We start from the raw sequence: 22,723 nt of genomic DNA on the forward strand, positions 1-22,723 counted from the left end.
GTGGCGTGCTCCGCACGCACCACGGCCTCCACCTGCTGGGGCCCGCCGACCTCCCCGACATGGAGGAGCTCACGGCGCGCGACCCCGTCGTCAACGTGTTCGCGGACTACCGTGCGCGGCTGACCCGGCTCGACCCGCGGTGGCTCGGCGGTGAGGTGTGGGGCTACCGCGTGGACGGGCAGCTGGTCGCGGCGTGCCACGCCGCGGCCAACCTCGTCCCGGTCAACGCCGACCTCGACGCGGTGCGCGCCTTCGCGGAGCGCGCCGCGTCGGCGCCGCGCCGGTGCGCCACCCTCGTCGGTCCGGCGGACCAGGTGGACCCGATGTGGGACCTGCTCAGCCAGTCGTGGGGGCCCGGCCGGGAGGTCCGGCGCCACCAGCCGCACCTCGAGATGCGCACGCGCTCCGCGGTCGCGGCCGACCCGCTCGTCCGCCGTACGACGGCGGAGGACCTGGAGGCGCTCTACCCGGCCTGCGTCGCGATGTACACCGAGGAGGTCGGCGTCTCGCCCGAGGCCGGCGGGGGAGCGACGCTCTACCGCGCGCGGATCGCCCAGCTGATCGCCAAGGGCTGGTCGTACGCCCGCATCGAGGACGGGCGGGTCGTGTTCAAGGCCGAGGTCGCCGCCGCGTCGCCGTACGCCTGCCAGGTGCAGGGCGTCTGGGTCGCGCCCGAGCGCCGGGGGGAGGGTCTCGCGACCGCCGGCATGGCCGCCGTCGTCGACCTCGCGCTCGCCGACGTCGCGCCGGTCGTGTCGCTCTACGTCAACGAGCACAACACGCCCGCGCGGCGGGTCTACGAGCGGGTCGGCTTCACGCAGACCGCCGAGTTCACGACCGTGATGTTCTGAGGGACCACCTCGTGGCCCCGGCGGGCGGCTCGTCGTCGGCAAGACCAACGAGGACCGGGGCGTGCCCGGCATCGCCGAGGACCTGCGTGCCTGGGGGTGGCCGGACGTGCGCGAGGTGCGTCGCGCGCACAGCCACCCTGACGTGGAGATGACATTGGTCTGGTTCGACGCACCCTGACGGCGGCGGGCATGCCACGAGCCCCGCTGGGTGGCGGGGTGTGGAGCGGGGTGGTCAGGTCTCGGGGACGAGGAGCAGGTGCCGGCCGGGCTCTGCCGTTCGAGCACCCGACGACGGGGTGACGTCGAGAGTGCCCTCGCGATCACGCAGGAGCTGAAGCCCGTGCGGGCTGGTCCACAGGTAGGAGCCGAGCTCGAGGACGGTGTAGGTCCAGCCCGTGTGGGTCTTGAGCCGGTGGTGGCGTCGGCAGAGCCGGGCGATGTTGCACGAGCAGGTGCTTCCACCCTCGGCATGAGGCCGGACGTGGTCGCAGTCCGCCCGACGGGCGGACCGGGTGCACCAGGGGAAGACGCACGTGCCGTCGAGGTGGGTGGCCTGCTCGGCCAGCCGGTCCGGCGTCTCGTACGCGGAGGAGGACAGGTGCTCGGCGAGGTCGAGCACCGGCCGGACGGTGATGGTGGTGCCGGGTGTGCCGCACCAGGTGCGGACCTGGTCGGCGTCGACGAACGACCGGGTGTTGTCCACCCGCGCCAGGTGGGTCCCGGGCTGGTCGGTGATTGCGTCGGGCGTGACATGCACGTGGAGCACCACGTTCCGGCCTGACCCGGGAAGGTCCAACGAGGGGTCGGTGCCGCGGGCCAGCTCGCCGAGTGCGTGGGCACGCCGCACGTCCAGCGAGTCGGTGCAGCCGAGATCGGCCAGCCGCGCCGCGCCCGCGCTCAGCGCTGCGTCGAGGTCGAGCGCGTCGGCCAGGTCGAGGTCGCCCTGGACGTGGACGGTGCCGTCGTAGCCGACCTGCTCGGTGTGGATGGCGACGTGCCGCGCGTCCGCTGCGGCGAGCCGTCGCTGGTCTGCGACGTCGGGCTCGAACCTGACGAGTGCTTCCTCGATGAGCCGGTCGAGCTGGGCGGGGCCGATGCGGTGCGCGAACGGGGCGACGTGCCGGTCGACGTAGACCGCACCGTCACGCGAGAGGTGCAGCGTGGACCTGGCGACCCGGCGCGCCCGCCAGGCGGGGAGGTCGCCTGCCTGCACGCGGGCCCAGGTGCGGCGCAGTCGGTGCGCGAGCTCGACGGCCTCGTCGAGCAGGGACCGGCCGGCGTCGGTGGAGATGCGGAGCGCCGCGGCCAGCTCCGCGACCGCGAGCTCGTCGTCGGGGTGCAGCTCAGCCCAGTCCACGGCCAGCGCGAGGATCCGCGCCTCCTCGCGGTCGGCCGTCACGCGCGAGGCGCGGACGGCACCCAGGATGCCGGCGGAGGAGTCCGCCTGCTCGAGTGCCGTCGTCGCTGCCATGTGTCCATCAGACCAGGGACCACCGACAGTCCGGCCGCGTCCAGATCCCTTCTCCACAGGGGGTTGTCGAGATGCGTTCGCTCGCTCGCGACCGGTCTTCGACCACCGCGGCGCGGCCTCCGCCACCGCCGTGACTAACTGGTTCGCGAGGCCCGAAGGTGGTCGCATAGCCTTCTCCGCATGATCCTGCGGATGTCCACCCTGTTCGTACGCACGCTGCGCGAGGACCCCGCCGACGCCGAGGTGCCGAGCCACCGGCTCCTCGTGCGCGCGGGGTACATCCGGCGTGCGGGGCCGGGCCTCTACTCCTGGCTGCCGCTGGGTCTGCGCGTGCTGCGCAACATCGAGCGCATCGTCCGCGAGGAGATGGACGGGATGGGCGCGCAGGAGCTCCAGTTCCCCGCTCTGCTGCCCCGCGAGCCCTACGAGGCGAGCGGCCGCTGGACGGAGTACGGCGACGGCATCTTCCGGCTCAAGGATCGCAAGCAGGGCGACTACCTGCTCGGCCCAACGCACGAGGAGATGTTCACGCTGGCCGTGAAGGACCTCTACTCCTCCTACAAGGACCTGCCCGTCTGGCTCTACCAGATCCAGACCAAGTACCGCGACGAGGCGCGTCCCCGCGCCGGGCTGCTGCGTGGCCGCGAGTTCATCATGAAGGACTCCTACTCGTTCGACACCACCGACGAGGGGCTCGACGCGTCGTACGCCGCGCACCGCGAGGCCTACATCAGGACCTTCGACCGGCTCGGCTTCGAGTACGTCATCGTCAAGGCCACCGCCGGTGCGATGGGCGGCTCGAAGTCCGAGGAGTTCCTGGCGCGCGCCGACAACGGCGAGGACACCTACGTCCGCTGCACGCACTGCGACTACGCCGCCAACGTCGAGGCCGTCGAGGTCGCCGCGCCCCAGCCCGTGGCGTACGACGGCGTCCCCGCGGCGCACGCCGAGCAGACGCCCGACACCCCGACCATCGAGACGCTCGTCGACCACCTCAACGAGAAGTTCCCGCGCGACGACCGGCCCTGGCACGCCGGTGACACGCTGAAGAACGTCCTCGTCGTGCTCAAGCACCCCGACGGCACCCGCGAGCCGCTCGCCATCGGCCTGCCCGGCGACCGCGAGGTCGACGAGAAGCGGCTCGGCGGCCAGCTCGAGCCCACCGAGGTGGTGGCCTTCGAGGAGAAGGACTTCGCCGCGAACCCCGCGCTCGTCAAGGGCTACATCGGCCCCGGCGCGCTCGGCGAGAAGAACGCCTCAGGCATCCGCTACGTCGTCGACCCCCGGGTCGTCGAGGGCACCCGCTGGGTGACCGGCGCCGACGTCGACGGCAGCCACGTCATCGACCTGGTCGCCGGCCGGGACTTCACCCCCGACGGCACCATCGAGGCGGCCGAGGTGCGCGCGGGCGACCCCTGTCCCCGCTGCTTCGACACCGACGGCGGCACGCTCGAGACCGCGCGCGGCATCGAGATGGGCCACATCTTCCAGCTCGGCCGCAAGTACGCCGACGCGCTCGACCTGCGGGTGCTCGACGAGAACGGCAAGCTCGTCACGGTGACGATGGGCTCCTACGGCATCGGCGTCTCGCGCGCCGTCGCCGCCATCGCCGAGAACACCCACGACGAGCTCGGCCTGGTCTGGCCCCGCGAGGTCGCGCCGGCCGACGTCCACCTGGTCGCGACCGGCAAGGACCAGGCGGTCTTCGAGGCCGCCGCGGCGCTCGCCGAGAACCTCCACGGCCAGGGCCTCACCGTCCTGTACGACGACCGCCAGAAGGTCTCGCCCGGCGTGAAGTTCAAGGACGCCGAGCTGCTGGGCGTGCCGACGATCGTCGTGGTGGGCAAGGGCCTCGCCGACGGGGTCGTCGAGGTCAAGGACCGGGCGACGGCTGAGCGCACCGACGTCGCGCTCGACGAGGTGCCCGACCACGTCGTCCGGGTCGTCCGTGGCTGAACCCGTCCGGGCCCGCGACGACGTCCACGAGGTCGAGGCCGTCCTGTTCGACTGGGGCGGCACCCTCACGCCCTGGCACACGGTCGACTTCGGCGAGGAGGCCGAGGCGCTGCTGGCGGCCGTGGTCGACCCGCCCGACGACGCGGCCGACCTGCTGCGCCGTGCCGGCGACGCGGTGTGGTCCCGCAGCCGCGATCACCACACCAGCGCGACGGTGGCCGACCTCTTCCGGGAGGCCGGGCTCGAGCACGACGAGTCGCTGCTGACGGCGTACCGCGACTTCTGGTCCCCGCACACGACGACCGACCCCGACGTCGGGCCGCTGTTCGAGGCGCTGCGCGAGGAGGGCGTCAAGGTCGGCGTCCTGTCCAACACGGTGTGGCCGCGCGCCTGGCACGAGGAGTTCTTCGAGCGCGACGGCGTGCTGCACCTGATCGACGGCGACGTCTACACCAGCGAGATCCCGTGGACGAAGCCCGCGCCGCAGGCGTTCCGCGCGGCGATGGACGCGGTCGGCGTGGACGACCCGGCGCGCTGCGCCTTCGTCGGTGACCGCCTCTTCGACGACATCTGGGGCGCCGGCAACGTCGGCATGCGCACGATCCACGTGCCGCACAGCGACATCCCCCGCACGCAGGTCGGGCACAGCGAGGGCCGGCCCGACGCCGTCGTCCAGCGCCTCGCGGAGGTCCTCACCGTGGTGGCCGGCTGGCGCTGAGGCGGTCCGTCGACCCGCTGCACGATTCGGCACCTGCGCAAACCTGCACGAGTCGCCCCTTCCGCTGACCTGTCCGGACTGGGCAGGATCGGCGGGTCCCCGGGCGGGTGCCCGGGCGACGTTCTCGGGAAGGAACCTGGACATGACCCGTCTCCGCACACTGTCCCGTGCGACCGCCCTGGCCGGCGCCACCCTGCTGGCCCTCAGCGGACTCTCCGCCCCCGCCCAGGCCGCGCTGCCCACCGGCGAGCGTGGCCCGGCGTGCTTCGACCCGGCCGCGGCCGGAGCCGCTGTGACCACCGGGGCCGCGGCCCGCGGCGGCCACGGCTTCGGCGAGCGCGACCACCGCGACATCACCCCGGCCCAGCAGCGGGCCATCGAGGAGCGCACCGCGAAGATCCTCGCCCACGGCAAGGGCAAGCCGGGCGGCGGCGGGGGCGCCTCGGGCGTCCCGCAGGCGGGCAACATCCCCGTCTACGTGCACGTCATGGCCGACGCCAACGGCAACGGCGACGTGACCGACACCCAGATCGCCCAGCAGATCCAGGTGCTCAACAAGACCTACGGCGGCCAGGAGTCGGGCAGCGCGTCCAACACCGGCTTCACGTTCACGCTGGCCGGGACCGACCGGTACTACAACACCCAGTGGCACCAGGACAAGTCGAGCTCGACGTACCGGAGCCAGACCCGCCTGGGCGGCGCGAACGCGCTGAACATCTGGCTCGTCGACTTCGCCTACCTCGGCATCGCGACGTTCCCCTGGGACTACAGCCGCAACGGGGCCGTCGACGGCATCCGGGTGCACTACGCCTCGCTGCCCGGCGGCAGCATCGCCAACTACAACCTCGGCGAGACCGCGACCCACGAGGCCGGCCACTGGCTCGGGCTGTACCACACCTTCCAGGGCGGCTGCACGAGCACCAACGACGAGGTGTCCGACACCCCGGCGCAGAGCTCCGCGACCAGCGGCTGCCCGACCGGTCGCGACTCGTGCTCGCTGCCGGGCCTCGACCCGATCCACAACTACATGGACTACTCCTACGACTCCTGCTACTACGAGTTCACCGCGGGGCAGACCACGCGGATGCAGCAGATGTTCGGCGCCTACCGCGTCTGACGCCTGCGGGTAGCAGTCCCAGTCCCTCCGTCGGGGCACGACGCGAGGTACGGCGCACGGCCGGGAACCACAGGTCCCGGCCGTGCGCCTTTGTCCGGTTTTCATCAGTTTGCGGTGGAACACGCCGAAACGGGTGGGGCCGGTGGTACGTGAGTTCCCGGAGCGCCCCCGCCACGATCGTCTCGGCCGGTGCAACGGCGCCGGCCCACTCCCACCTCTGAAGGACCCTCTGATGACCCGAAGCAGGACCCTCCGACGCGGGGCGGCGGTCGCCGGTGCCGCGTTCCTCCTGGTCGCCGGCGCGATCACGCCCGCGCAGGCCGCGCTCCCGCGGGGCGATCGCGGCACCGGGTGCTTCGACCCGGCCAGCATCGGCGCGGGCTCGGCCGCCAAGGGCGGGCGCGGTACCGACCACCGCCACGTCTCCTCCCAGGAGGCCAAGGCGATCCAGGCCACGACCAGGGACCGGCTCGCCGCCCGGGGCGTCGCCCCGGCCAAGCCGAACCAGGCCGGCAAGCCGCTGCTCGCCGTGACCGTGCCCGTCTACGTGCACGTGATGGCCGCGGCCGACGGCACCGGAGACGTGACCGACCAGCAGATCAGCGACCAGATCGCGGTGCTGAACACGACCTACGCCGGTGACGAGTCGCCGGCGGCCGCCGACCTGGGCATCACGTTCACGCTGGCCGGCACCGACCGTTACTACAACGACACCTGGCACAACGACAAGAACTCCAACCAGTACCGCAAGCTCACCCGCCAGGGCGGCGCGAACGCGCTGAACATCTGGCTGGTCGAGTTCAACTACCTCGGCATCGCGACCTTCCCCTGGGACTACCGCAACCAGGGCGCGATCGACGGGATCCGGGTGCTGTGGAGCAGCCTGCCCGGCGGCACCGAGCGCAACTACAACCTCGGCGAGACCGCCACGCACGAGGCCGGCCACTGGTTCGGGCTGTTCCACGTGTTCGAGGGCGGCTGCAAGGAGCCGTCGGGTGGCGACCAGGTCGCCGACACCCCGGCGCAGAGCACCGCCACCAACGGCTGTCCCGAGGGCCAGGACTCCTGCGCCGGCGGGGGTCTGGACTCCATCCACAACTACATGGACTACTCCTACGACTCCTGCTACGACCAGTTCACGCCGGGCCAGGCCGCCCGCGCCGCGGACATGTGGAACGCCTACCGGGCCTGACGACCAGCTCCCTCCCGGGTCCTCGCGCCCCGTCCCTCCTCCGAGGGGCGGGGCGCGCCCTGTGCCGGGGGCCGGCCGCCCGAGGAGTCAGAGCTCGGGCACGCCGGGGAACGGCATCGACTGCGCGCCGAAGCCGAGCGCCCGCACCGCCGAGTCGGTCAGCGCGTCGATCGCCCACTGCCGGTTGGCCCGGGCCGTGCTGCCGACGGCGGCGGCGTAGACCTCCGCGCAACGCTCCTCGATCTCCGCGGCGGCCGCCCGGCAGTCGGCCGCGGTCGTCGCGGCGTTGGGCAGCTCGTAGCTGACCTCGGCGGCCACCGGCTCGGCGTCCGCGTGCAGCAGGATCGCGGTGACCTGGTCGCGCCGCCCCCGGTGCACGGTGTACGCCGCCCGCAACGAGGCGGCCAGCCCGGGCTCGGCCGACGACGAGACGCGTCCGCCGAGCACGCCGTACACGTAGACGGCGGCGTGCTCGCCGGCCAGCGTCGCCTGCAGCGCCTCCTCGGGAGTCATCCAGCGCCCTCCGCGACCTGACGGACGAGCGTGGCCTGCTGCGCGGCCGACGCGGCCATGCTCGCCAGCACCCGGGCGAACGCCCCTGACTCGGCGGCGAACGCGCTGCGCTTGTCGACCAGGGCCAGGTCGTCCTCGCGGCGGGCCAGCCGCATCAGGGCACGGCGCCGGTCGTGCGGAACCGCCGCCTCGGCCTCCGGCTCCGGAGCCGAGGACGCCGACGGGCCGGCGCTCGGCAGCGGCTCGTCGGGCGCCGCCTCCTCGAGCAGAGCCACGTGCGCAGCGTGGGCGTCCCGCGCCGCGGTCAGCACGTCGGTGAGCCCGGGGAAGCGGGCGAGCGTCGCGTCGACGAGGTCGAGCAGCCGCTGCTCGTCGGCCAGCACGGTCGCCGCGAGCAGCACGTCGGGGTCGACCTGAGGCTCGGCCGCCTGGCTGCGTCGAGCCTGTCGGCGGGCCGGTGCCTGCGACGCGTTGGGGCTGCACGCCGCGACGCCGACGAGGGATCCGGCGGCCGCCACGAGGGCGGTCCTCCGGGTGACCGGCGTCGTCGGCGGGGCGTTCACCGGGCGACTCTATCCAGCCGTCCGGGCTGTGGCGTCATGCCCTAGGGTTGAGGCACCACAACAGCAGACGCAGGAAGGACGCCCGTGAGCACCGACCAGACCCGGGACCGACTTGCAGGGGTCCTCACCGACCCGCTGAGCGCTGTGGGCCTCGACCTCGAGGCGGTGGACCTCACTCCCGCGGGCAAGCGCCGGCTGCTGCGCGTGGCCGTCGACAAGGACGGCGGCGTCACGCTCGACGACATCGCCGACGCGACCAAGGAGGTCTCCCGGCTCCTCGACGAGTCCGACGTGATGGGCGAGCAGCCCTACACCCTCGAGGTCACCTCGCCCGGTGTCGACCGGCCCCTCACCCTGCCGCGGCACTGGCGGCGCAACGCCGGCCGGCTCGTGAAGGTCGCGCTGCGCGACGGCCGCACGGTCACCGGCCGGGTCACGAGCAGCGACGACACCTCCGTCGCGCTCGACGTCGAGGGCGGCGGCACCGAGCAGGTCGCGCTGGCCGACGTGGCGAAGGCCAAGGTGCAGGTCGAGTTCAACCGGAAGGAGAGCTGACGCATGGACATCGACATGACCGTGCTGCGCGCCCTCGAGCGCGAGAAGGAGATCTCCTTCGACATCGTCGTCGAGGCGCTGGAGCAGGCGCTGCTGACGGCGTACCACAAGACGCCCGGTGCGGTGGAGAAGGCGCGGGTCGAGCTCGACCGCAGGTCCGGGCACGTCACGGTGTACGCCGCCGAGACCGACGACGAGGGCAACGTGGTCGGCGAGTACGACGACACCCCCGACGGCTTCGGCCGGATCGCCGCGACGACCGCCAAGCAGGTCATCCTGCAGCGGCTGCGCGACGCCGAGGACGACATCAAGTTCGGTGAGTTCTCCGGCAAGGAGGGCGACATTATCTCCGGCGTGATCCAGCAGGGTCGCGACCCGCAGGACGTGATGGTCGACCTCGGCCGGCTCGAGGCGCTGCTGCCGGCCGCCGAGCGGGTGCCGGGGGAGACCTACGAGCACGGCGCCCGGATCAAGTGCCTCGTCGTCAGCGTCCGCAAGGGCATGCGCGGGCCGCAGGTGATGCTGTCCCGGTCCCACCCCAACCTGGTCAAGAAGCTGTTCGCCCTCGAGGTGCCCGAGATCGCCGACGGCACGGTCGAGATCTGCGGCATCGCCCGCGAGGCCGGCCACCGCACCAAGATCGCGGTCAAGTCCACGGTGCCGGGCGTCAACGCCAAGGGCTCCTGCATCGGGCCGATGGGCCAGCGCGTCCGGGCGGTGATGAACGAGCTGCACGGCGAGAAGATCGACATCGTCGACTGGTCCGAGGACCCCGCCGAGATGGTGGCGCACGCCCTGTCCCCGGCCCGGGTGACCAGCGTCGAGGTCGTCGACCTCGAGGCCCGCTCCGCCCGTGTCGTCGTGCCCGACTTCCAGCTGTCGCTGGCGATCGGCAAGGAGGGCCAGAACGCCCGCCTCGCCGCCCGCCTCACCGGCTGGCGGATCGACATCCGCTCCGACGAGGCACCCGCACCGACGGGCTGATGACACGTGTGACCCCTGGGGCGAACGCGCCGGGGGTTACTCGTTTCGGCGCAACGCGGGCGAACCGCTAGACTGGACCACGGTGGTGCGACAAGCCGATGATCACGTGCGTCCGCACGATGTGTCACTCCGGACGTGCGTGGGATGTCGGACGAGGGCCACCAGGCAAGAGCTGCTGAGAGTCGTCGCGATCGACTCCGGCGAGGGCCTCACCGAGGTCGTCCCGGATCCCGACCGACGTCGGCCGGGCCGCGGGGCGCACCTGCACCCCACACCCGCGTGTCTCGCTCTCGCGTTGCGCCGACGAGCCTTCCCACGGGCCCTCAGGGTCTCGGGTCGGCTTGCCAGCGGGCGGGTGGAGGAGTACGTCGCCGGGCTCGCCGGTGAGCAGCAGTAGCACGCAGCACGACCAACCGTCAGGACCTGACCGAACAGAAATTGGAGCATCAGCTCATGAGCACTCGATGAGTACTTTCCGATGAGCTTGCACACCAGCTAACGGTCCGACCACTCCGTCTGTGGCTCGGGCCAGAAGGAGAAGCGTGGCTAAGACCCGAGTCCACGAGCTCGCCAAAGAGCTCGGCGTCGAGAGCAAGGTTGTTCTCGAGAAGCTCAAGGAGATGGGCGAGTTCGTCAAGTCGGCGTCGTCGACGATCGAGCTCCCCGTCGAGATGAAGTTCAAGAAGACCTACGGCGAGGAGCTCGCCAAGACACCCGCGCCCGCGGCGCCGGCGGAGAAGCCTGCTCCGGCCAAGAAGGCCGCGGCCAAGCCGGCCGCACCGGCCCCCGCGCCCGCCGCCGAGGCGCCCGCCGCCCCGGTGGAGGAGCGGGCGCCGGCCGCCAAGGCCGCCGGGCCGAAGCCCGGCCCCAAGCCGGCCGCTCCTGCGCCCGAGGCCCCGGCGCCCGAGGTTCCGGCCGCGCGTGCCGAGACCCCGGCCGCCGAGGCACCCGAGGCACCCGCCGCGTCGGACGGTGGCTCGGCCGCACCGGCCACCCCGTCCGCGCCGAAGCCGGCCGCGCCGAAGCCGGCCGCGCGACCGGGTGCTCCGCGCCCGGGCAACAACCCGTTCTCGTCGACCCAGGGCATGGGCAGCCGCCCGTCGCCCCGTCGCGACGCCGGCCCGGCGGGCGACCGCCCGCCGCGTCCGCCGGCCGGTCGGGACGGCGGCCCCGGTCGCACCGGTGGCCTGCCGAGCGGTGACCGCGGAGGCCGTCCGGGCATGCCGCGGCCGAACCCCGCGATGATGCCGAAGTCTCCGGCCGCGTTCGGCTCCGGTCCGGGCGGTCGCCCGGGCGGCCCCGGTGGCGGCCGTGGTGGCGCACCGGGCCGTGGCGGTGCTCCGGGCCGCGGTGGTGCTCCGGGTCGTGGCGGTGCCCCCGCGGGCGCCGGCGCTCCGGGTCGTGGCGGCTTCGGTCCCGGTGGCGGTGGCCGCCCCGGTGGCGGTCGTCCCGGCCAGCGCGGTCAGACCCAGGGTGCCTTCGGGCGTCCCGGCGGTCCGTCGCGCCGCGGACGCAAGTCGAAGCGCGCGCGTCGTCAAGAGTTCGAGGCCATGCAGGCCCCGACCATCGGTGGCGTGCGCGTCCGCAAGGGCGACGGCGAGACCGTGCGGCTGCCGCGCGGTGCGTCGCTGACCGACTTCGCGGAGAAGATCAACGTCGACGCGGCGTCGCTGGTGCAGATGCTGTTCTCGCTCGGCGAGATGGTGACCGCGACCGAGTCCGTCAACGACGAGACGTTCGAGCTGCTCGGCGACGAGCTCAACTACGTCGTGCAGATCGTGTCCCCGGAGGACGAGGACCGCGAGCTGCTCGAGTCGTTCGACCTCGAGTTCGGTGAGGACGAGGGCGACGAGGAGGACCTCGCGGCCCGCCCGCCGGTCGTCACCGTCATGGGTCACGTCGACCACGGAAAGACCAAGCTCCTCGACGCGCTGCGCAGTGCCAACGTCGTCGCCAAGGAGGCCGGTGGCATCACCCAGCACATCGGTGCCTACCAGGTCGCGACCGAGGTCGACGGCAGCGAGCGCCGGATCACCTTCATCGACACCCCGGGTCACGAGGCGTTCACCGCCATGCGTGCACGTGGTGCGCAGGCGACCGACATCGCGGTGCTGGTCGTCGCGGCCGACGACGGCGTCATGCCGCAGACGGTCGAGGCGCTCAACCACGCCAAGGCGGCCGACGTGCCGATCGTGGTCGCGGTCAACAAGATCGACAAGCCCGAGGCCGACCCGGCCAAGGTGCGCGGTCAGCTGACCGAGTACGGCCTGGTCCCCGAGGAGTACGGCGGCGACACGATGTTCGTCGACGTGTCGGCCAAGTCCGAGCTCAACCTCGAAGGTCTGCTCGAGGCGATCGTGCTGACCGCCGACGCCTCGCTCGACCTGCGGGCCAACCCCGACCAGGACGCCCAGGGCCTCGTGGTCGAGGCGCACCTCGACCGCGGTCGCGGTCCGGTGGCGACGGTGCTCGTGCAGCGCGGAACGCTCCGCGTCGGCGACTCCCTCGTCGCGGGTCCGGCCTACGGCCGTGTCCGCGCCATGCTCGACGAGTACGGCGAGAACATCGAGGAGGCCGACCCGTCGCGTCCGGCCATGGTGCTCGGTCTGACCGCCGTCCCCGGCGCCGGCCAGAACTTCATCGTGGTCGAGGACGACCGGATGGCCCGCCAGATCGCCGAGAAGCGCGAGGCGCGCGAGCGTGCGGCCATGCAGGCCAAGCGTCGCGTCCGCCGTACCCTCGAGGACTTCATGAAGTCCATGGAGACCGGCGAGACGCAGGAGCTGAACCTCATCCTGAAGGGTGACGTCTCCGGTTCGGTCGAGGCCCTCGAGGACTCGCTGGCCAAGATCGACGTCGGCGACGAGGTCAGCCTGCGGGTCATCGACCGCGGTGTCGGTGCGATCACCGAGACCAACGTCGACCTGGCGGCCGCGTCCGACGCGATCATCATCGGCTTCAACGTCCGCCCGCAGGGCAAGGCGACGGAGATGGCCGACAAGGAAGGCGTCGAGATCCGCTACTACTCGGTCATCTACCAGGCGATCGAGGAGATCGAGGCGGCCCTCAAGGGCATGCTCAAGCCGGAGTTCGAGGAGGTCTCGCTCGGCCAGGCCGAGATCCGCGAGATCTTCCGGTCCTCCAAGATCGGCAACATCGCGGGCTGCATGGTCACCAGCGGCGTCATCCGACGCAACGCCAAGGTGCGCCTGATCCGCGACGGCGCCGTCATCGTGGAGAGCGCCGACCTGGCCTCGCTGCGCCGCGAGAAGGACGACGCGTCCGAGGTCCGCGAGGGCTTCGAGTGCGGTCTGGTCATCCGGGGCTTCAACGACATCAAGCAGGGCGACGTCGTCGAGGCCTTCGAGATGCGAGAGATCCCCAGGTCCTGATCCAGGACGTGGCAGTGCCGGTGAGGGGTTCGTTGCGGAGAGCGAAGCGAATCCGCAGCTGACCCCTCACCGTCCACGCAGGGAGCCGTGCCCGGGCAGGATCCGGGCCCCAACCAGGAGTAGAAGCAGCATGGTCAGCCCACGGGTGCGCAGGGTCGCGGACCGGATCCAGGTCGTCGTGGCCGAGATGCTCGAGCGACGGGTCAAGGACCCGCGGCTCGGGTTCATCACCGTCACCGACGTCCGGGTCACCGGGGACACCCAGAACGCCTCGGTCTTCTACACCGTCATGGGTGAGGACGACCAGCTCGCCAGCACCGCCGCCGCCCTCGAGTCGGCGAAGGGGCTGATCCGCAGCGAGGTCGGCAAGCAGCTCGGGATGCGGCACGTGCCGTCGCTGGAGTTCATCCACGACGCGCTGCCCGAGTCGGCCCGTCACCTCGACGACCTGCTCGCCAAGGCGCGCGAGTCCGACGCGGCGGTCGCCGCGTCCGCGGCGGGCGCCGTGCACGCCGGTGAGGCCGACCCCTACAAGAAGCCTCGGGTCGACGACGAGGACGACACGGAAGTCGACGCCGGGGAGTGACCGCCCCGGTGGACGCGGGGCTCGTGGTCGTCGACAAGGCCGGGGGCCTCACCTCGCACGACGTCGTGGCCCGGCTCCGCCGGCTCGCCGGCACCCGCAAGGTCGGGCACGCCGGCACCCTCGACCCGATGGCGACCGGCGTCCTGCTGGTCGGGGTCAACCGCGCCACCCGCCTGCTCGGCCACCTGATGCTGACCGAGAAGGCGTACGACGCCACGGTCCGTCTCGGCGCCGGGTCCACGACCGACGACGCCGAGGGCGAGCTCGGGGCGCACGCCGCCACCGAGCACCTCACCGAGGACGACGTGCGGTCCGCCGCGGGCGGCTTCGTCGGCGTCCTGAAGCAGGTGCCCTCCGCCGTCTCGGCGATCAAGGTCGACGGGCGGCGGGCCTACGCCCGGGTGCGTGCCGGTGAGGCCGTCGACCTGCCCGCGCGGGAGGTGACCGTCCACGAGCTCGTCGTGACCGGCGTGCGGCACGACGGCCCGTGGGTCGACGTCGACCTCTCCGTCCGGTGCAGCAGCGGCACCTACGTCCGCGCCCTGGCGCGTGACCTCGGCGCGGAGCTCGGGGTCGGCGGACACCTCACCGCGCTCCGCCGTACCGCCGTGGGGCCGTTCACCCTCGCCGACGCGCACACGCTCGAGCAGCTCGGCGACACGTTCACGATGCTCGACATCGGCGAGGTGGCCCGGCGCTGCTTCCCGACGTACGACCTCGACGTCGACGGCGCCCGCGACGTCACCTACGGTCGCCCGCTCGGCGTCGACCTCGGGGTCGCCGGCGACGAGCCGGTGGCGGTGTTCGCGCCCGGCGGGGCGTTCCTCGCGCTCTACCGGCAGCAGGGGGACCGGGCCACGCCTGTGGCCGTCCTCACCGGTTGAGCGCGCCGTGCGTGTGGGAGGCTTTCCGGCGTGACTTCGGCGACTGACACGTGGCGCTCGCTCGACGACGTCCCGGCCGACCTGGGCCGCTCCGTCGTCACGATCGGCAACTTCGACGGCGTGCACCTGGGCCACCAGCACGTGATCCGCAGGGCCGTCGACGTCGCCCGCGAGTGCGGGCTCGACCGGGTCGTGGCCGTGACCTTCGACCCGCACCCGATCGCTGTGCTGCGCCCGGAGCACGCGCCGCCGACGCTGACCACGATCGAGACCCGGGTGCGGCTGCTCACCGACGCGGGCGTCGACGCGGTGCTCGTGCTGCCGTTCTCGCGCGACGTCGCCGCCTGGACCCCCGAGCAGTTCGTCCGCACCGTGCTCGTCGACGCGCTGCACGCCGGGGCCGTCGTGGTCGGTGCCAACTTCCGGTTCGGCAACCGGGCCGCGGGTGACGTCGCCACGCTGCACGAGCTCGGCGCCGAGCTCGACTTCACCGCCGAGGGCATCGCCCTCGACGGCGGACCGCAGGTCTGGTCGTCGACGTACGTCCGCAACTGCCTGGCCACCGGCGACGTCGAGGGCGCCGCCGAGGCGCTCGGTCGCCCGTTCACCGTCCGCGGGGTCGTCGTCGAGGGCGACAAGCGCGGCCGCGAGCTCGGCTTCCCGACCGCCAACGTGCCCACCCGCGGCGTCGCCGCGGCCCCCGCCGACGGCGTGTACGCCGGGCGGCTGCGACGGCTCGACACGGGCGAGGAGTTCCCCGCCGCGATCAGCGTCGGCACCAACCCGACGTTCGCGGGGGAGCGGGAGCGGCGCGTGGAGTCCTACGTGCTGGACCGCGACGACCTCGAGCTGTACGGCGTCGAGGTCGAGGTGTCCTTCCTCGGCCGGATCCGCGGCATGCTGCGCTTCGACAGCGTCGAGGAGCTCGTCGAGACGATGCACGACGACGTCCGCCGTACCCGGGACCTGCTCGGTGCCTGACGCCGCGAGCAGTGCCGACGTCCGGGCGGCCACCGACCTGTGGTTCGTGCGGCACGGCCTGCCCTACTTCGTGCCCGAGCAGCGCCGCGAGGCCAAGGCCGCGCTGCGGCTGCGCCGCACGGTCCCGCTGCTGGTGCTGATCGGCCTGGCGGCCGCGGCCGCGGGCGTCGCCCTCGCCTGGGTCACCGACCAGTTCGTCGCCGCCCCGGCCACCCTGGTCAGCCTCGGCCTGCTGGCCGCGGCCTTCTACGCGCTGACCGCGCTCAAGGCGCGGCCGATCGTGGGCTGGGCGCTGAGCCGCACGTTCGGCAGCCTGCGCACGCTGCTGCCGATGATGAGCCGCGCGCTGCCACTGCTGCTGCTGTTCGTGACGTTCCTGTTCATCAACGCCGAGGTGTGGCAGGTCTCGTCTCACCTCGCGGTGTCCACGCTCTGGCTGGTCGCCCTGCTGTTCGGCGTGCTCGCGGTCGGGTTCCTGCTGGTGCGGCTGCCGGAAGAGGTCGACCGCGCCGACGACGACGTCGACGAGAGGCTGCTGCGCAAGGCCTGCCGTGGCACGCCCCTCGAGGCCGACTGCGACCGGCTGCTCGACGAGGGTGTCGACGTGGCCCGGCACGCGGAGGTCACCGGCTTCGAGCGCTGGAACCTCGTGCTGGTGCTGCTCGTCATCCAGGCCGCCCAGGTGCTGCTGCTCGCGGTGACGGTGTTCCTGTTCTTCATGGTGTTCGGGTCGCTCATCATGAACGGCGCCGTCGTGGAGACCTGGACCGACGGGTACGCCAACGTCGTCGGCCCCACGCTGATCCAGGTGTCGATCTTCCTGGCGTCGTTCAGCGCGCTCTACCTGACCGTGTCGACGGTCACCGACGAGACCTACCGCGTGCAGTTCTTCGGCAGCGTGCTGGCCGAGCTCGAGCGGGCCGTCGGGATGCGCGCGGTGTACCTCGCGCTGCGCGCCGACGCCTGAGGTTCCGGGCCGGTCCCGTCACGTCCGGGGCGAGGCATCGCCCCGGACGTGACGGAATCCCAGCATCAGGTGTTTCTCCGACAGGGCGGGTCCTCAGGCGTCCAGGTCCTGCTCGACCATCGCCGCGATCGTGTCGACGTCGCCGTCGGCGTCGCCGCTGACCTCGACCTGGTCGCCCTTCTTGGCGCCGAGGGTCATGATCAGCAGCGCCGAGCTCGCGTCGACGGGGGAGCCGCCGGGCACGGACAGCGTGACGGTGCTGCCGAGCGAGCCGGCCTTCTCCGCGATCAGGGCGGCCGGACGGGCGTGCAGGCCGACGGCGGAGCCGACGGACACGGTCTTGGTGGGCATTCACATCTCCTTGCGGGGGTGGTGTGTGGAACCGGTGGGGTGGTGCGGGTCAGGCGGTCGCCGTGACTTCCTCGGCGTCGGTGTGGGACAGGGACTTGAGCAGGATCACGAGGCCGGCCGCGACGAGCACGCCGATCAGCAGTGACAGGAAGAAGTAGAAGACGTGGCCGACGGCGAAGAACACGAAGATGCCGCCGTGCGGGGCCGACAGGGTGACGCCGAACGCCATCGACAGCGCGCCCGTCACGGCCGAGCCGGCCATGATCGACGGGATGACGCGGGCCGGGTCGGCGGCCGCGAACGGGATCGCGCCCTCGGTGATGAAGGACGCTCCGAGCAGCCAGGCGGCCTTGCCGTTCTCGCGCTCGGCGACGTTGAACAGCTTCGGTCGTACGACGGTCGCCAGGGCGAGGGCGAGCGGCGGGACCATGCCGGCCAGCATGACCGAGGCCATGATCGTCAGCTCGGGGGCGTCGCCGGACGCGACCGCGGCGGCCGTGAGACCACCCGTCGCGAACGTGTAGGCCGTCTTGTTCAGCGGGCCGCCCATGTCGAAGGCCATCATCAGGCCGAGCACGACCCCCAGGATGATCGCCGAACCGCCGGAGAGGCTGTTGAGGCCGTCGCGCAGGGCGCTCATCAGGGCACCCAGCGGCTTGGCGAGGACGATCAGCATCACGGCACCGGAGATCATCGTGGCGAGCAGCGGGATGACGACCACCGGCATCAGCCCGCGCATCCAGACCGGCACCTTCCACGACGCGATCCAGTGCGCCACGAGGCCGCCGAGCACGCCGCCCACGATGCCGCCCAGGAAGCCGGAGTTCACGATCACCGCGATCGCGCCCATCACGAAGCCGGGGGCGATGCCGGGCCGGTCGGCGATGGCGTAGGCGATGTAGCCCGCCAGGGCCGGGACGAGGAAGCTGAACGCCGTACCGCCGAGGGTGAACAGCACCGCACCGAGGTAGGCCATCAGCGGGCTGTCGAACAGCGCGTCCTCGAGCCCGGCGGCCTGGAGGTCGGGCAGGTTGAACAGCGAGTTGGTGGTCGCGATCTCCTGGCCGGGCCCGACGATCGTGTAGCCGCCCAGCAGGAACGACAGCGCGATCAGCAGACCGCCCGCCGCGACGAACGGGATCATGTAGGAGACGCCGGTCATGAGCACGCGGCGGATCCGCAGGCCCCAGGACTCCTCGCCGGTCGAGGAGGAGTCGCCGGCGGTCGCCGTGCCCTCGACGCGGGGGGCGTTCGGGTCGTCGGCGAAGCGAAGCGCCTCGGCGATCATCGCGTCGCCGTCGTCGATGGCGCGCTTGACGCCGGAGGCGACGACCGGGAGGCCGGCGAAGCGGCCGCGCTCGCGGACGCCGACGTCGGCGGCGAAGATCGCGGCGGACGCGGCGTGGATGGTGTCGCGGGACAGCGGCGTCGAGCCCGCCGAGCCCTGGGTCTCGACGTGGATGTCGACGCCGGCGCGGGCCGCGGCGGCCTCGAGCGCCTCGGCGGCCATGTAGGTGTGGGCGATGCCGGTCGGGCACGCGGTCACCGCGACGATGCTCCGGCGCGCGGCCGGGGCGGGCTCGGCTGCCGCCGCGGCGGCGGGTGCGGCACCCGCCGGGGCCGCCGCGGGCGCCGGCAGCTTGACCACGGAGTCGACCAGGCTGACCACGTCGGCCGGCGTCTCGGCCTGGCGCAGCCCGTCGGTGAACTCCGGGCGGACCAGGGCGCGGGCGAGCTGGGTCAGCACCTCGAGGTGGGTGGCGTCCCCGCCCGCCGGCGCGGCGATGAGGAACGCCAGGTCGGCCGGTCCGTCCTTGGCGCCGAAGTCGGTGCCGGGCTCGAGCCGGGCGAAGACCAGGGTGGGTACGTCGACGTGCTCGGTGCGGCAGTGCGGGATGGCGATTCCGCCGGGCAGGCCGGTGGACGAGGTGGCCTCACGGGCCAGGGCGTCCGCGGCGAGACCGTCGGCGTTGCCGGTCCGGCCGGCGTCCGCGGCCAGTCGGGCGAGGCCGCGGATGGTCTCGGTCTTGTCGGCACCGAGGGAGACGTCCAGGCGGACGAGCTCCTCGGTGATCATCGGGGTGGAGGCGGTCATCAAGATCCTCGTTGGGGTTGAGGGATGGACAGCTCGGCCACGTCGACGAGCTCGGGGTGGACCGTGTCGGGAGTGGGGATGGTGGTTCCCGGCAGGCCCGCGGCTGCGCTGCCGTAGGCCACGGCCAGACGCAGACGATCGGCGGGCTCGGCGTCGCGGAGCGATCCGAGCAGGTATCCGAAGAGGCTGGAGTCGCCGGCACCGACCGTGCTCACCACGGTGGTCGGCGGTGGTGTGGCGTGCCACGCCCCCGAGGGCGTGACCAGGACGGCGCCCGAGGCACCGAGCGTGGCGAGGACGGCCGCCACCCCGCGCTCGACGAGCACGGCGGCGGCGCTCGCGGCCAGGAGCGGGTCGGCCTCGATCTTGTCGGGGTCGCCTCCGGCGATCGACGCCAGCTCCTCGGCGTTGGGCTTGAGCAGGTCGGGGGCGCCGCTGTCGAGGTGCGCGAACACCTCGTCGAGGGGCGGCCCGGAGGTGTCCACCGCGACCGCGACGTCCAGCTCGCGCAGGTCGCGCACCACGGCGGCGTACCAGTCGGCGGGGGCGCCCGGCGGCAGCGAGCCCGCCAGCACCACCCAGCGCGCCTGCGCGGACCGCTGCACGAGCGCGTGGCTCAGCCGGTCGAGGGTGGCGGCGTCGGCAGTGGCGCCGGGGGAGTTGATCTTGGTGGTGGTGCCGTCGGGCTCGGTGATCGTGACGTTCATCCGGACGTCGCCAGCCGGAGGCTCGGGGCGGCAGTCGATGCCGTCGCGCAGCAGCTCGAGCACGTAGGGGTCGTCGGACGCGGCCGGCAGCACGGCGATCGTGGGGACGCCGGCGGCGACCGCGGCCCGCGAGATGTTGACGCCCTTGCCGGCCGACTGCGACGTGACGGTGGCGGCCCGGAGGACGGCGCCGCGCTCGAGCATCGAGGTGAGCTCGATGGTCCGGTCGATGCTGGGGTTCGGCGTCAACGTCACGATGAGGCCGCTCATGCCACCACCACCTCGATGTCGTGGGCCTTCAGCGTGGCCTGGTCGTCGGAGCTGAGGCCGTCGTCCGTGATGAGCACGTCGACCTGCTCGAGGTCGCCGAAGCGGACCGTGCTCTCGTGGCCGATCTTCGAGGAGTCGGCGAGCACGACGACGCGCTGCGCGCTGCGGATCATGGCGCTCTTGGCGGCCGCCTCGCTCTGGTCGGGGGTGCTCAGGCCGTGCGCGATGCTGAGCCCGTTGGTGCCGACGAACGCGACGTCGGTGCGCAGCCGCGAGATCGCCGCGACGGTGTCCTCGCCGACCGCGGCCTGCGTGGTGCGGCGGACCCGGCCGGGGAGCAGGTGGAGGTCCACGTTGGCGCGTCCGGCCAGCCGCCCGGCGATCGGGACGGCGTTGGTGAAGATCGTGTACGGCAGGTCGAGGGGGAGCAGGCCGGCCAGCCGGGCGGTGGTCGTGCCCGCGTCGAGCAGCACGCTGCCGCCGTTGGTCGGCAGGTAGGCGAGCGCGGCCTCGGCGACCCGGTCCTTCTGGTCGCTCTGCGCCTGGTCGCGCTCGTTGACCGCGACCTCGAGCACGGACAGCGACGCCGCCGGGATGGCGCCGCCGTGCACGCGTCGTACGATTCCGGCACGCTCCAGGGTCGAGAGGTCCCGGCGCACGGTCTCCGTGGTCACCGTGAACCGGTCCGCCAGCTCGGTGACCGAGAGACGACCGCGCTGCGTGAGCAGGTCGGCGATCGCTTGCTGGCGTTCCTCGGCGTACAACGGGCCTCCTTCGTGACACAGGGCACAAGGTCATCTGCGTGTCTGTTGTTTTACGCCCGAATGTGTTGACTGTCAAGCGCGCCGCATGTTTACTTTGGCCATGACGCAGTTCACATCCCCGCTGACCGGCACACCCGTCGTCCCGGGCGTCGCGTACGGACCCGTGCTGCTCGCCCGCACCGACATCCCGGCCGACCAGGTCGCGGCGTTCGAGGCGACGTCGCCGTCGGCCGAGGAGGCCATGACGGCCTACGACGCCGCCGTCGAGAAGGTGTCGGGCCGGCTCGCGGACCGAGCCTCGGCCGCGCACGGCTCGGCCGCCGAGGTGCTCACCGCGACCGCCGGGCTCGCCCGCGACAAGGGCCTGCGTGGTGCCGTGTCCGGCCGCGTCGACGGCGGCGACAAGCTGCTGGGCGCCCTGCGTGGCAGCGTCGACCAGTTCGCCGAGCTCTTCTCGTCGATGGGCGGGCTGATGGCCGAGCGGGTCACCGACCTGCGCGACCTGGAGAAGCGGCTCACCGCCGAGATCGTCGGCGCTCCCGAGCCCGGCGTGCCCACCCCCGACGTACCCAGCGTGCTCGTGGCCGAGGACCTCGCGCCCGCCGACACCGCACTGCTCGACGCGGACCAGGTGCTGGCGCTGGTCACCGAGCGCGGCGGCCCGACCAGCCACACCGCGATCATCGCCCGCCAGCTCGGCATCCCCTGCATCGTCGCCGCGCACGGCGTGATGGCCCTGACGAGCGGCGCCAAGGTCCTCGTCGACGGCACCACCGGCGACATCGAGGTCGGCCCCGACGAGGCCGACGCCGAGCGTCGGGTCGTCGAGGCCCGCGAGAGCCGTGCCGTCATCGAGGCCTGGACCGGACCGGCCCGCACCGCCGACGGCACCCCGGTCAAGGTGCTCGCCAACGTCGCCGACGGCGCCTCCGCGGCCAAGGCCGCCGAGGGGCCGGTCGAGGGCAGCGGCCTGTTCCGCACCGAGCTGTGCTTCCTCAACCGCAAGGACGAGCCGTCCGTCGAGGAGCAGGCCGATCTGTACGGCGCGGTGCTCACCGCCTTCGGCACCGACCGGTACGTCGTCATCCGCACGCTCGACGCGGGCTCGGACAAGCCGGTGGCGTTCGCGACCCTCGAGGGCGAGGAGAACCCTGCGCTCGGCGTACGCGGCCTGCGCCTGTCCTTCGGCAACCCTGGCCTGCTCGAGCGGCAGCTCGACGCCATCGCGCTGGCCGCGAAGAACACCGGCACCCAGCCGTGGGTGATGGCGCCGATGGTCGCGACGGTCGACGAGGCCCGCACCTTCGCCGAGCAGGTCCGCGACCGCGGGCTCAAGGCCGGCGTGATGGTCGAGGTGCCGAGCACGGCCCTGCTCGCGCACCGGTTCCTCGAGGAGGTCGACTTCCTGTCGATCGGCACCAACGACCTCACCCAGTACACGATGGCCGCCGACCGGATGGCCAGCGACCTCGCGCACCTCACCGACCCCTGGCAGCCGGCCGTCCTCGCGCTCGTCGCGATCACCGCCGAGGCGGGCAAGCAGGCCGGCAAGCCGGTCGGCGTCTGCGGCGAGGCCGCGGCCGACCCGCTGCTCGCCACCGCGCTCGTCGGCATGGGCATCACGTCGCTGTCGATGGCGGTCGCCGCCGTGAAGCCGGTCGGCGCGCAGCTCGGCCAGGTCTCGATGGACACCTGCGAGCACGCCGCCGAGGCCGCCCTCGCCGCGCGCGACCCAGCCGCCGCCCGCGCGGCGGTGCGCGAGGCGCTCAGCCGCTGACCAGACCCTCCCGCGCGCTCGCTGGCTGC

General features: G+C 72.8%; 21 protein-coding genes. 14 read left to right on the forward strand and 7 right to left on the reverse strand.

Features of this window, described 5'->3' with window-relative positions; genetic code table 11:
• Positions 1–5 precede the first annotated feature (5 nt).
• Complete coding sequence (locus tag ETU37_RS10350) at positions 6–851, forward strand: GNAT family N-acetyltransferase (RefSeq protein ID WP_240755661.1); 846 nt, start codon at positions 6–8, stop codon at positions 849–851.
• Positions 852–1,083: 232 nt separating this feature from the next.
• Here ETU37_RS10350 and ETU37_RS10355 read toward each other — a convergent pair whose 3' ends face one another.
• A complete protein-coding gene (locus tag ETU37_RS10355; RefSeq protein WP_165372481.1) occupies positions 1,084–2,322 on the reverse strand; it encodes an HNH endonuclease signature motif containing protein in 1,239 nt (412 codons plus the stop codon).
• Positions 2,323–2,502: 180 nt separating this feature from the next.
• Between ETU37_RS10355 and ETU37_RS10360 the strand changes: the two genes are divergently transcribed.
• The 4 genes from ETU37_RS10360 (at position 2,503) to ETU37_RS10375 (ending at position 7,305) form a co-directional block, all read left to right on the forward strand.
• A complete protein-coding gene (locus ETU37_RS10360) occupies positions 2,503–4,278 on the forward strand; it encodes a proline--tRNA ligase (protein ID WP_129987228.1) in 1,776 nt (591 codons plus the stop codon).
• Positions 4,271–4,996: an HAD family hydrolase gene (locus ETU37_RS10365; RefSeq protein ID WP_129987229.1), complete on the forward strand. Its 726-nt coding sequence runs from the start codon at positions 4,271–4,273 to the stop codon at positions 4,994–4,996. Before ETU37_RS10360 ends, ETU37_RS10365 begins: the two co-directional genes overlap by 8 nt.
• Before the next feature lie 142 nt (positions 4,997–5,138).
• Positions 5,139–6,113, forward strand: coding sequence for a zinc metalloprotease (locus ETU37_RS10370; RefSeq protein WP_129987230.1), 975 nt, complete (start codon positions 5,139–5,141; stop codon positions 6,111–6,113).
• A 232-nt stretch (positions 6,114–6,345) separates the two neighbouring features.
• Positions 6,346–7,305 carry a zinc metalloprotease gene (locus ETU37_RS10375; protein ID WP_129987231.1) on the forward strand — a complete coding sequence of 320 codons (960 nt, stop codon included), beginning with the start codon at positions 6,346–6,348 and terminating at the stop codon, positions 7,303–7,305.
• Between the two features lie 87 nt (positions 7,306–7,392).
• Here the strand turns inward: ETU37_RS10375 and ETU37_RS10380 are convergent, their stop codons facing one another.
• Together ETU37_RS10380 and ETU37_RS10385 are read right to left on the reverse strand one after the other, a co-directional pair.
• Entirely contained in the window at positions 7,393–7,818 is a 426-nt protein-coding gene (locus tag ETU37_RS10380) for a ferritin-like domain-containing protein (RefSeq protein ID WP_129987232.1), read from the reverse strand.
• A complete protein-coding gene (locus ETU37_RS10385; RefSeq protein ID WP_129987233.1) occupies positions 7,815–8,381 on the reverse strand; it encodes a hypothetical protein in 567 nt (188 codons plus the stop codon). Before ETU37_RS10385 ends, ETU37_RS10380 begins: the two co-directional genes overlap by 4 nt.
• Positions 8,382–8,465: 84 nt before the next feature.
• Between ETU37_RS10385 and rimP the strand changes: the two genes are divergently transcribed.
• The 8 genes from rimP (at position 8,466) to ETU37_RS10425 (ending at position 16,730) form a co-directional block, all read left to right on the forward strand.
• Complete coding sequence (gene rimP / locus ETU37_RS10390) at positions 8,466–8,936, forward strand: ribosome maturation factor RimP (RefSeq protein WP_129987234.1); 471 nt, start codon at positions 8,466–8,468, stop codon at positions 8,934–8,936.
• A gap of 3 nt (positions 8,937–8,939) precedes the next feature.
• Complete coding sequence (gene nusA / locus ETU37_RS10395; RefSeq protein ID WP_129987235.1) at positions 8,940–9,920, forward strand: transcription termination factor NusA; 981 nt, start codon at positions 8,940–8,942, stop codon at positions 9,918–9,920.
• Positions 9,921–10,059: 139 nt separating this feature from the next.
• Positions 10,060–10,317 (forward strand): YlxR family protein, encoded by a 258-nt coding sequence (locus ETU37_RS10400; protein WP_240755662.1) that lies wholly within the window; start codon positions 10,060–10,062, stop codon positions 10,315–10,317.
• A gap of 145 nt (positions 10,318–10,462) precedes the next feature.
• Positions 10,463–13,312 carry a translation initiation factor IF-2 gene (gene infB / locus ETU37_RS10405; RefSeq protein WP_129987236.1) on the forward strand — a complete coding sequence of 950 codons (2,850 nt, stop codon included), beginning with the start codon at positions 10,463–10,465 and terminating at the stop codon, positions 13,310–13,312.
• Between the two features lie 130 nt (positions 13,313–13,442).
• Positions 13,443–13,898: a 30S ribosome-binding factor RbfA gene (gene rbfA / locus ETU37_RS10410; protein ID WP_129987237.1), complete on the forward strand. Its 456-nt coding sequence runs from the start codon at positions 13,443–13,445 to the stop codon at positions 13,896–13,898.
• Positions 13,895–14,782, forward strand: coding sequence for a tRNA pseudouridine(55) synthase TruB (gene truB / locus ETU37_RS10415; RefSeq protein ID WP_129987238.1), 888 nt, complete (start codon positions 13,895–13,897; stop codon positions 14,780–14,782). Before rbfA ends, truB begins: the two co-directional genes overlap by 4 nt.
• 30 nt (positions 14,783–14,812) lie before the next feature.
• Positions 14,813–15,763 (forward strand): bifunctional riboflavin kinase/FAD synthetase, encoded by a 951-nt coding sequence (locus ETU37_RS10420; RefSeq protein WP_129987239.1) that lies wholly within the window; start codon positions 14,813–14,815, stop codon positions 15,761–15,763.
• Positions 15,756–16,730, forward strand: coding sequence for a hypothetical protein (locus ETU37_RS10425; RefSeq protein ID WP_129987240.1), 975 nt, complete (start codon positions 15,756–15,758; stop codon positions 16,728–16,730). Before ETU37_RS10420 ends, ETU37_RS10425 begins: the two co-directional genes overlap by 8 nt.
• A 93-nt stretch (positions 16,731–16,823) precedes the next feature.
• Here the strand turns inward: ETU37_RS10425 and ETU37_RS10430 are convergent, their stop codons facing one another.
• From ETU37_RS10430 to ETU37_RS10445, 4 genes are read right to left on the reverse strand one after another with little or no spacing between them, the layout of a single operon-like run.
• Positions 16,824–17,081 (reverse strand): HPr family phosphocarrier protein, encoded by a 258-nt coding sequence (locus tag ETU37_RS10430; protein ID WP_129987241.1) that lies wholly within the window; start codon positions 17,079–17,081, stop codon positions 16,824–16,826.
• A gap of 49 nt (positions 17,082–17,130) precedes the next feature.
• A complete protein-coding gene (locus ETU37_RS10435; RefSeq protein ID WP_129987242.1) occupies positions 17,131–19,176 on the reverse strand; it encodes a PTS fructose transporter subunit IIABC in 2,046 nt (681 codons plus the stop codon).
• Entirely contained in the window at positions 19,176–20,153 is a 978-nt protein-coding gene (locus ETU37_RS10440; RefSeq protein ID WP_129987243.1) for a 1-phosphofructokinase family hexose kinase, read from the reverse strand. Before ETU37_RS10440 ends, ETU37_RS10435 begins: the two co-directional genes overlap by 1 nt.
• Positions 20,150–20,917: a DeoR/GlpR family DNA-binding transcription regulator gene (locus ETU37_RS10445; RefSeq protein WP_129987244.1), complete on the reverse strand. Its 768-nt coding sequence runs from the start codon at positions 20,915–20,917 to the stop codon at positions 20,150–20,152. The genes ETU37_RS10440 and ETU37_RS10445 overlap by 4 nt, the downstream gene beginning before the upstream one ends.
• Before the next feature lie 100 nt (positions 20,918–21,017).
• On the opposite strand from ETU37_RS10445, the gene ptsP reads away from it, so the two are divergent.
• Positions 21,018–22,694, forward strand: coding sequence for a phosphoenolpyruvate--protein phosphotransferase (ptsP, locus tag ETU37_RS10450; RefSeq protein WP_129987245.1), 1,677 nt, complete (start codon positions 21,018–21,020; stop codon positions 22,692–22,694).
• Positions 22,695–22,723: the final 29 nt, after the last annotated feature.

The organism is Nocardioides iriomotensis (assembly GCF_004168035.1).
GTDB lineage: Bacteria > Actinomycetota > Actinomycetes > Propionibacteriales > Nocardioidaceae > Nocardioides_B > Nocardioides_B iriomotensis.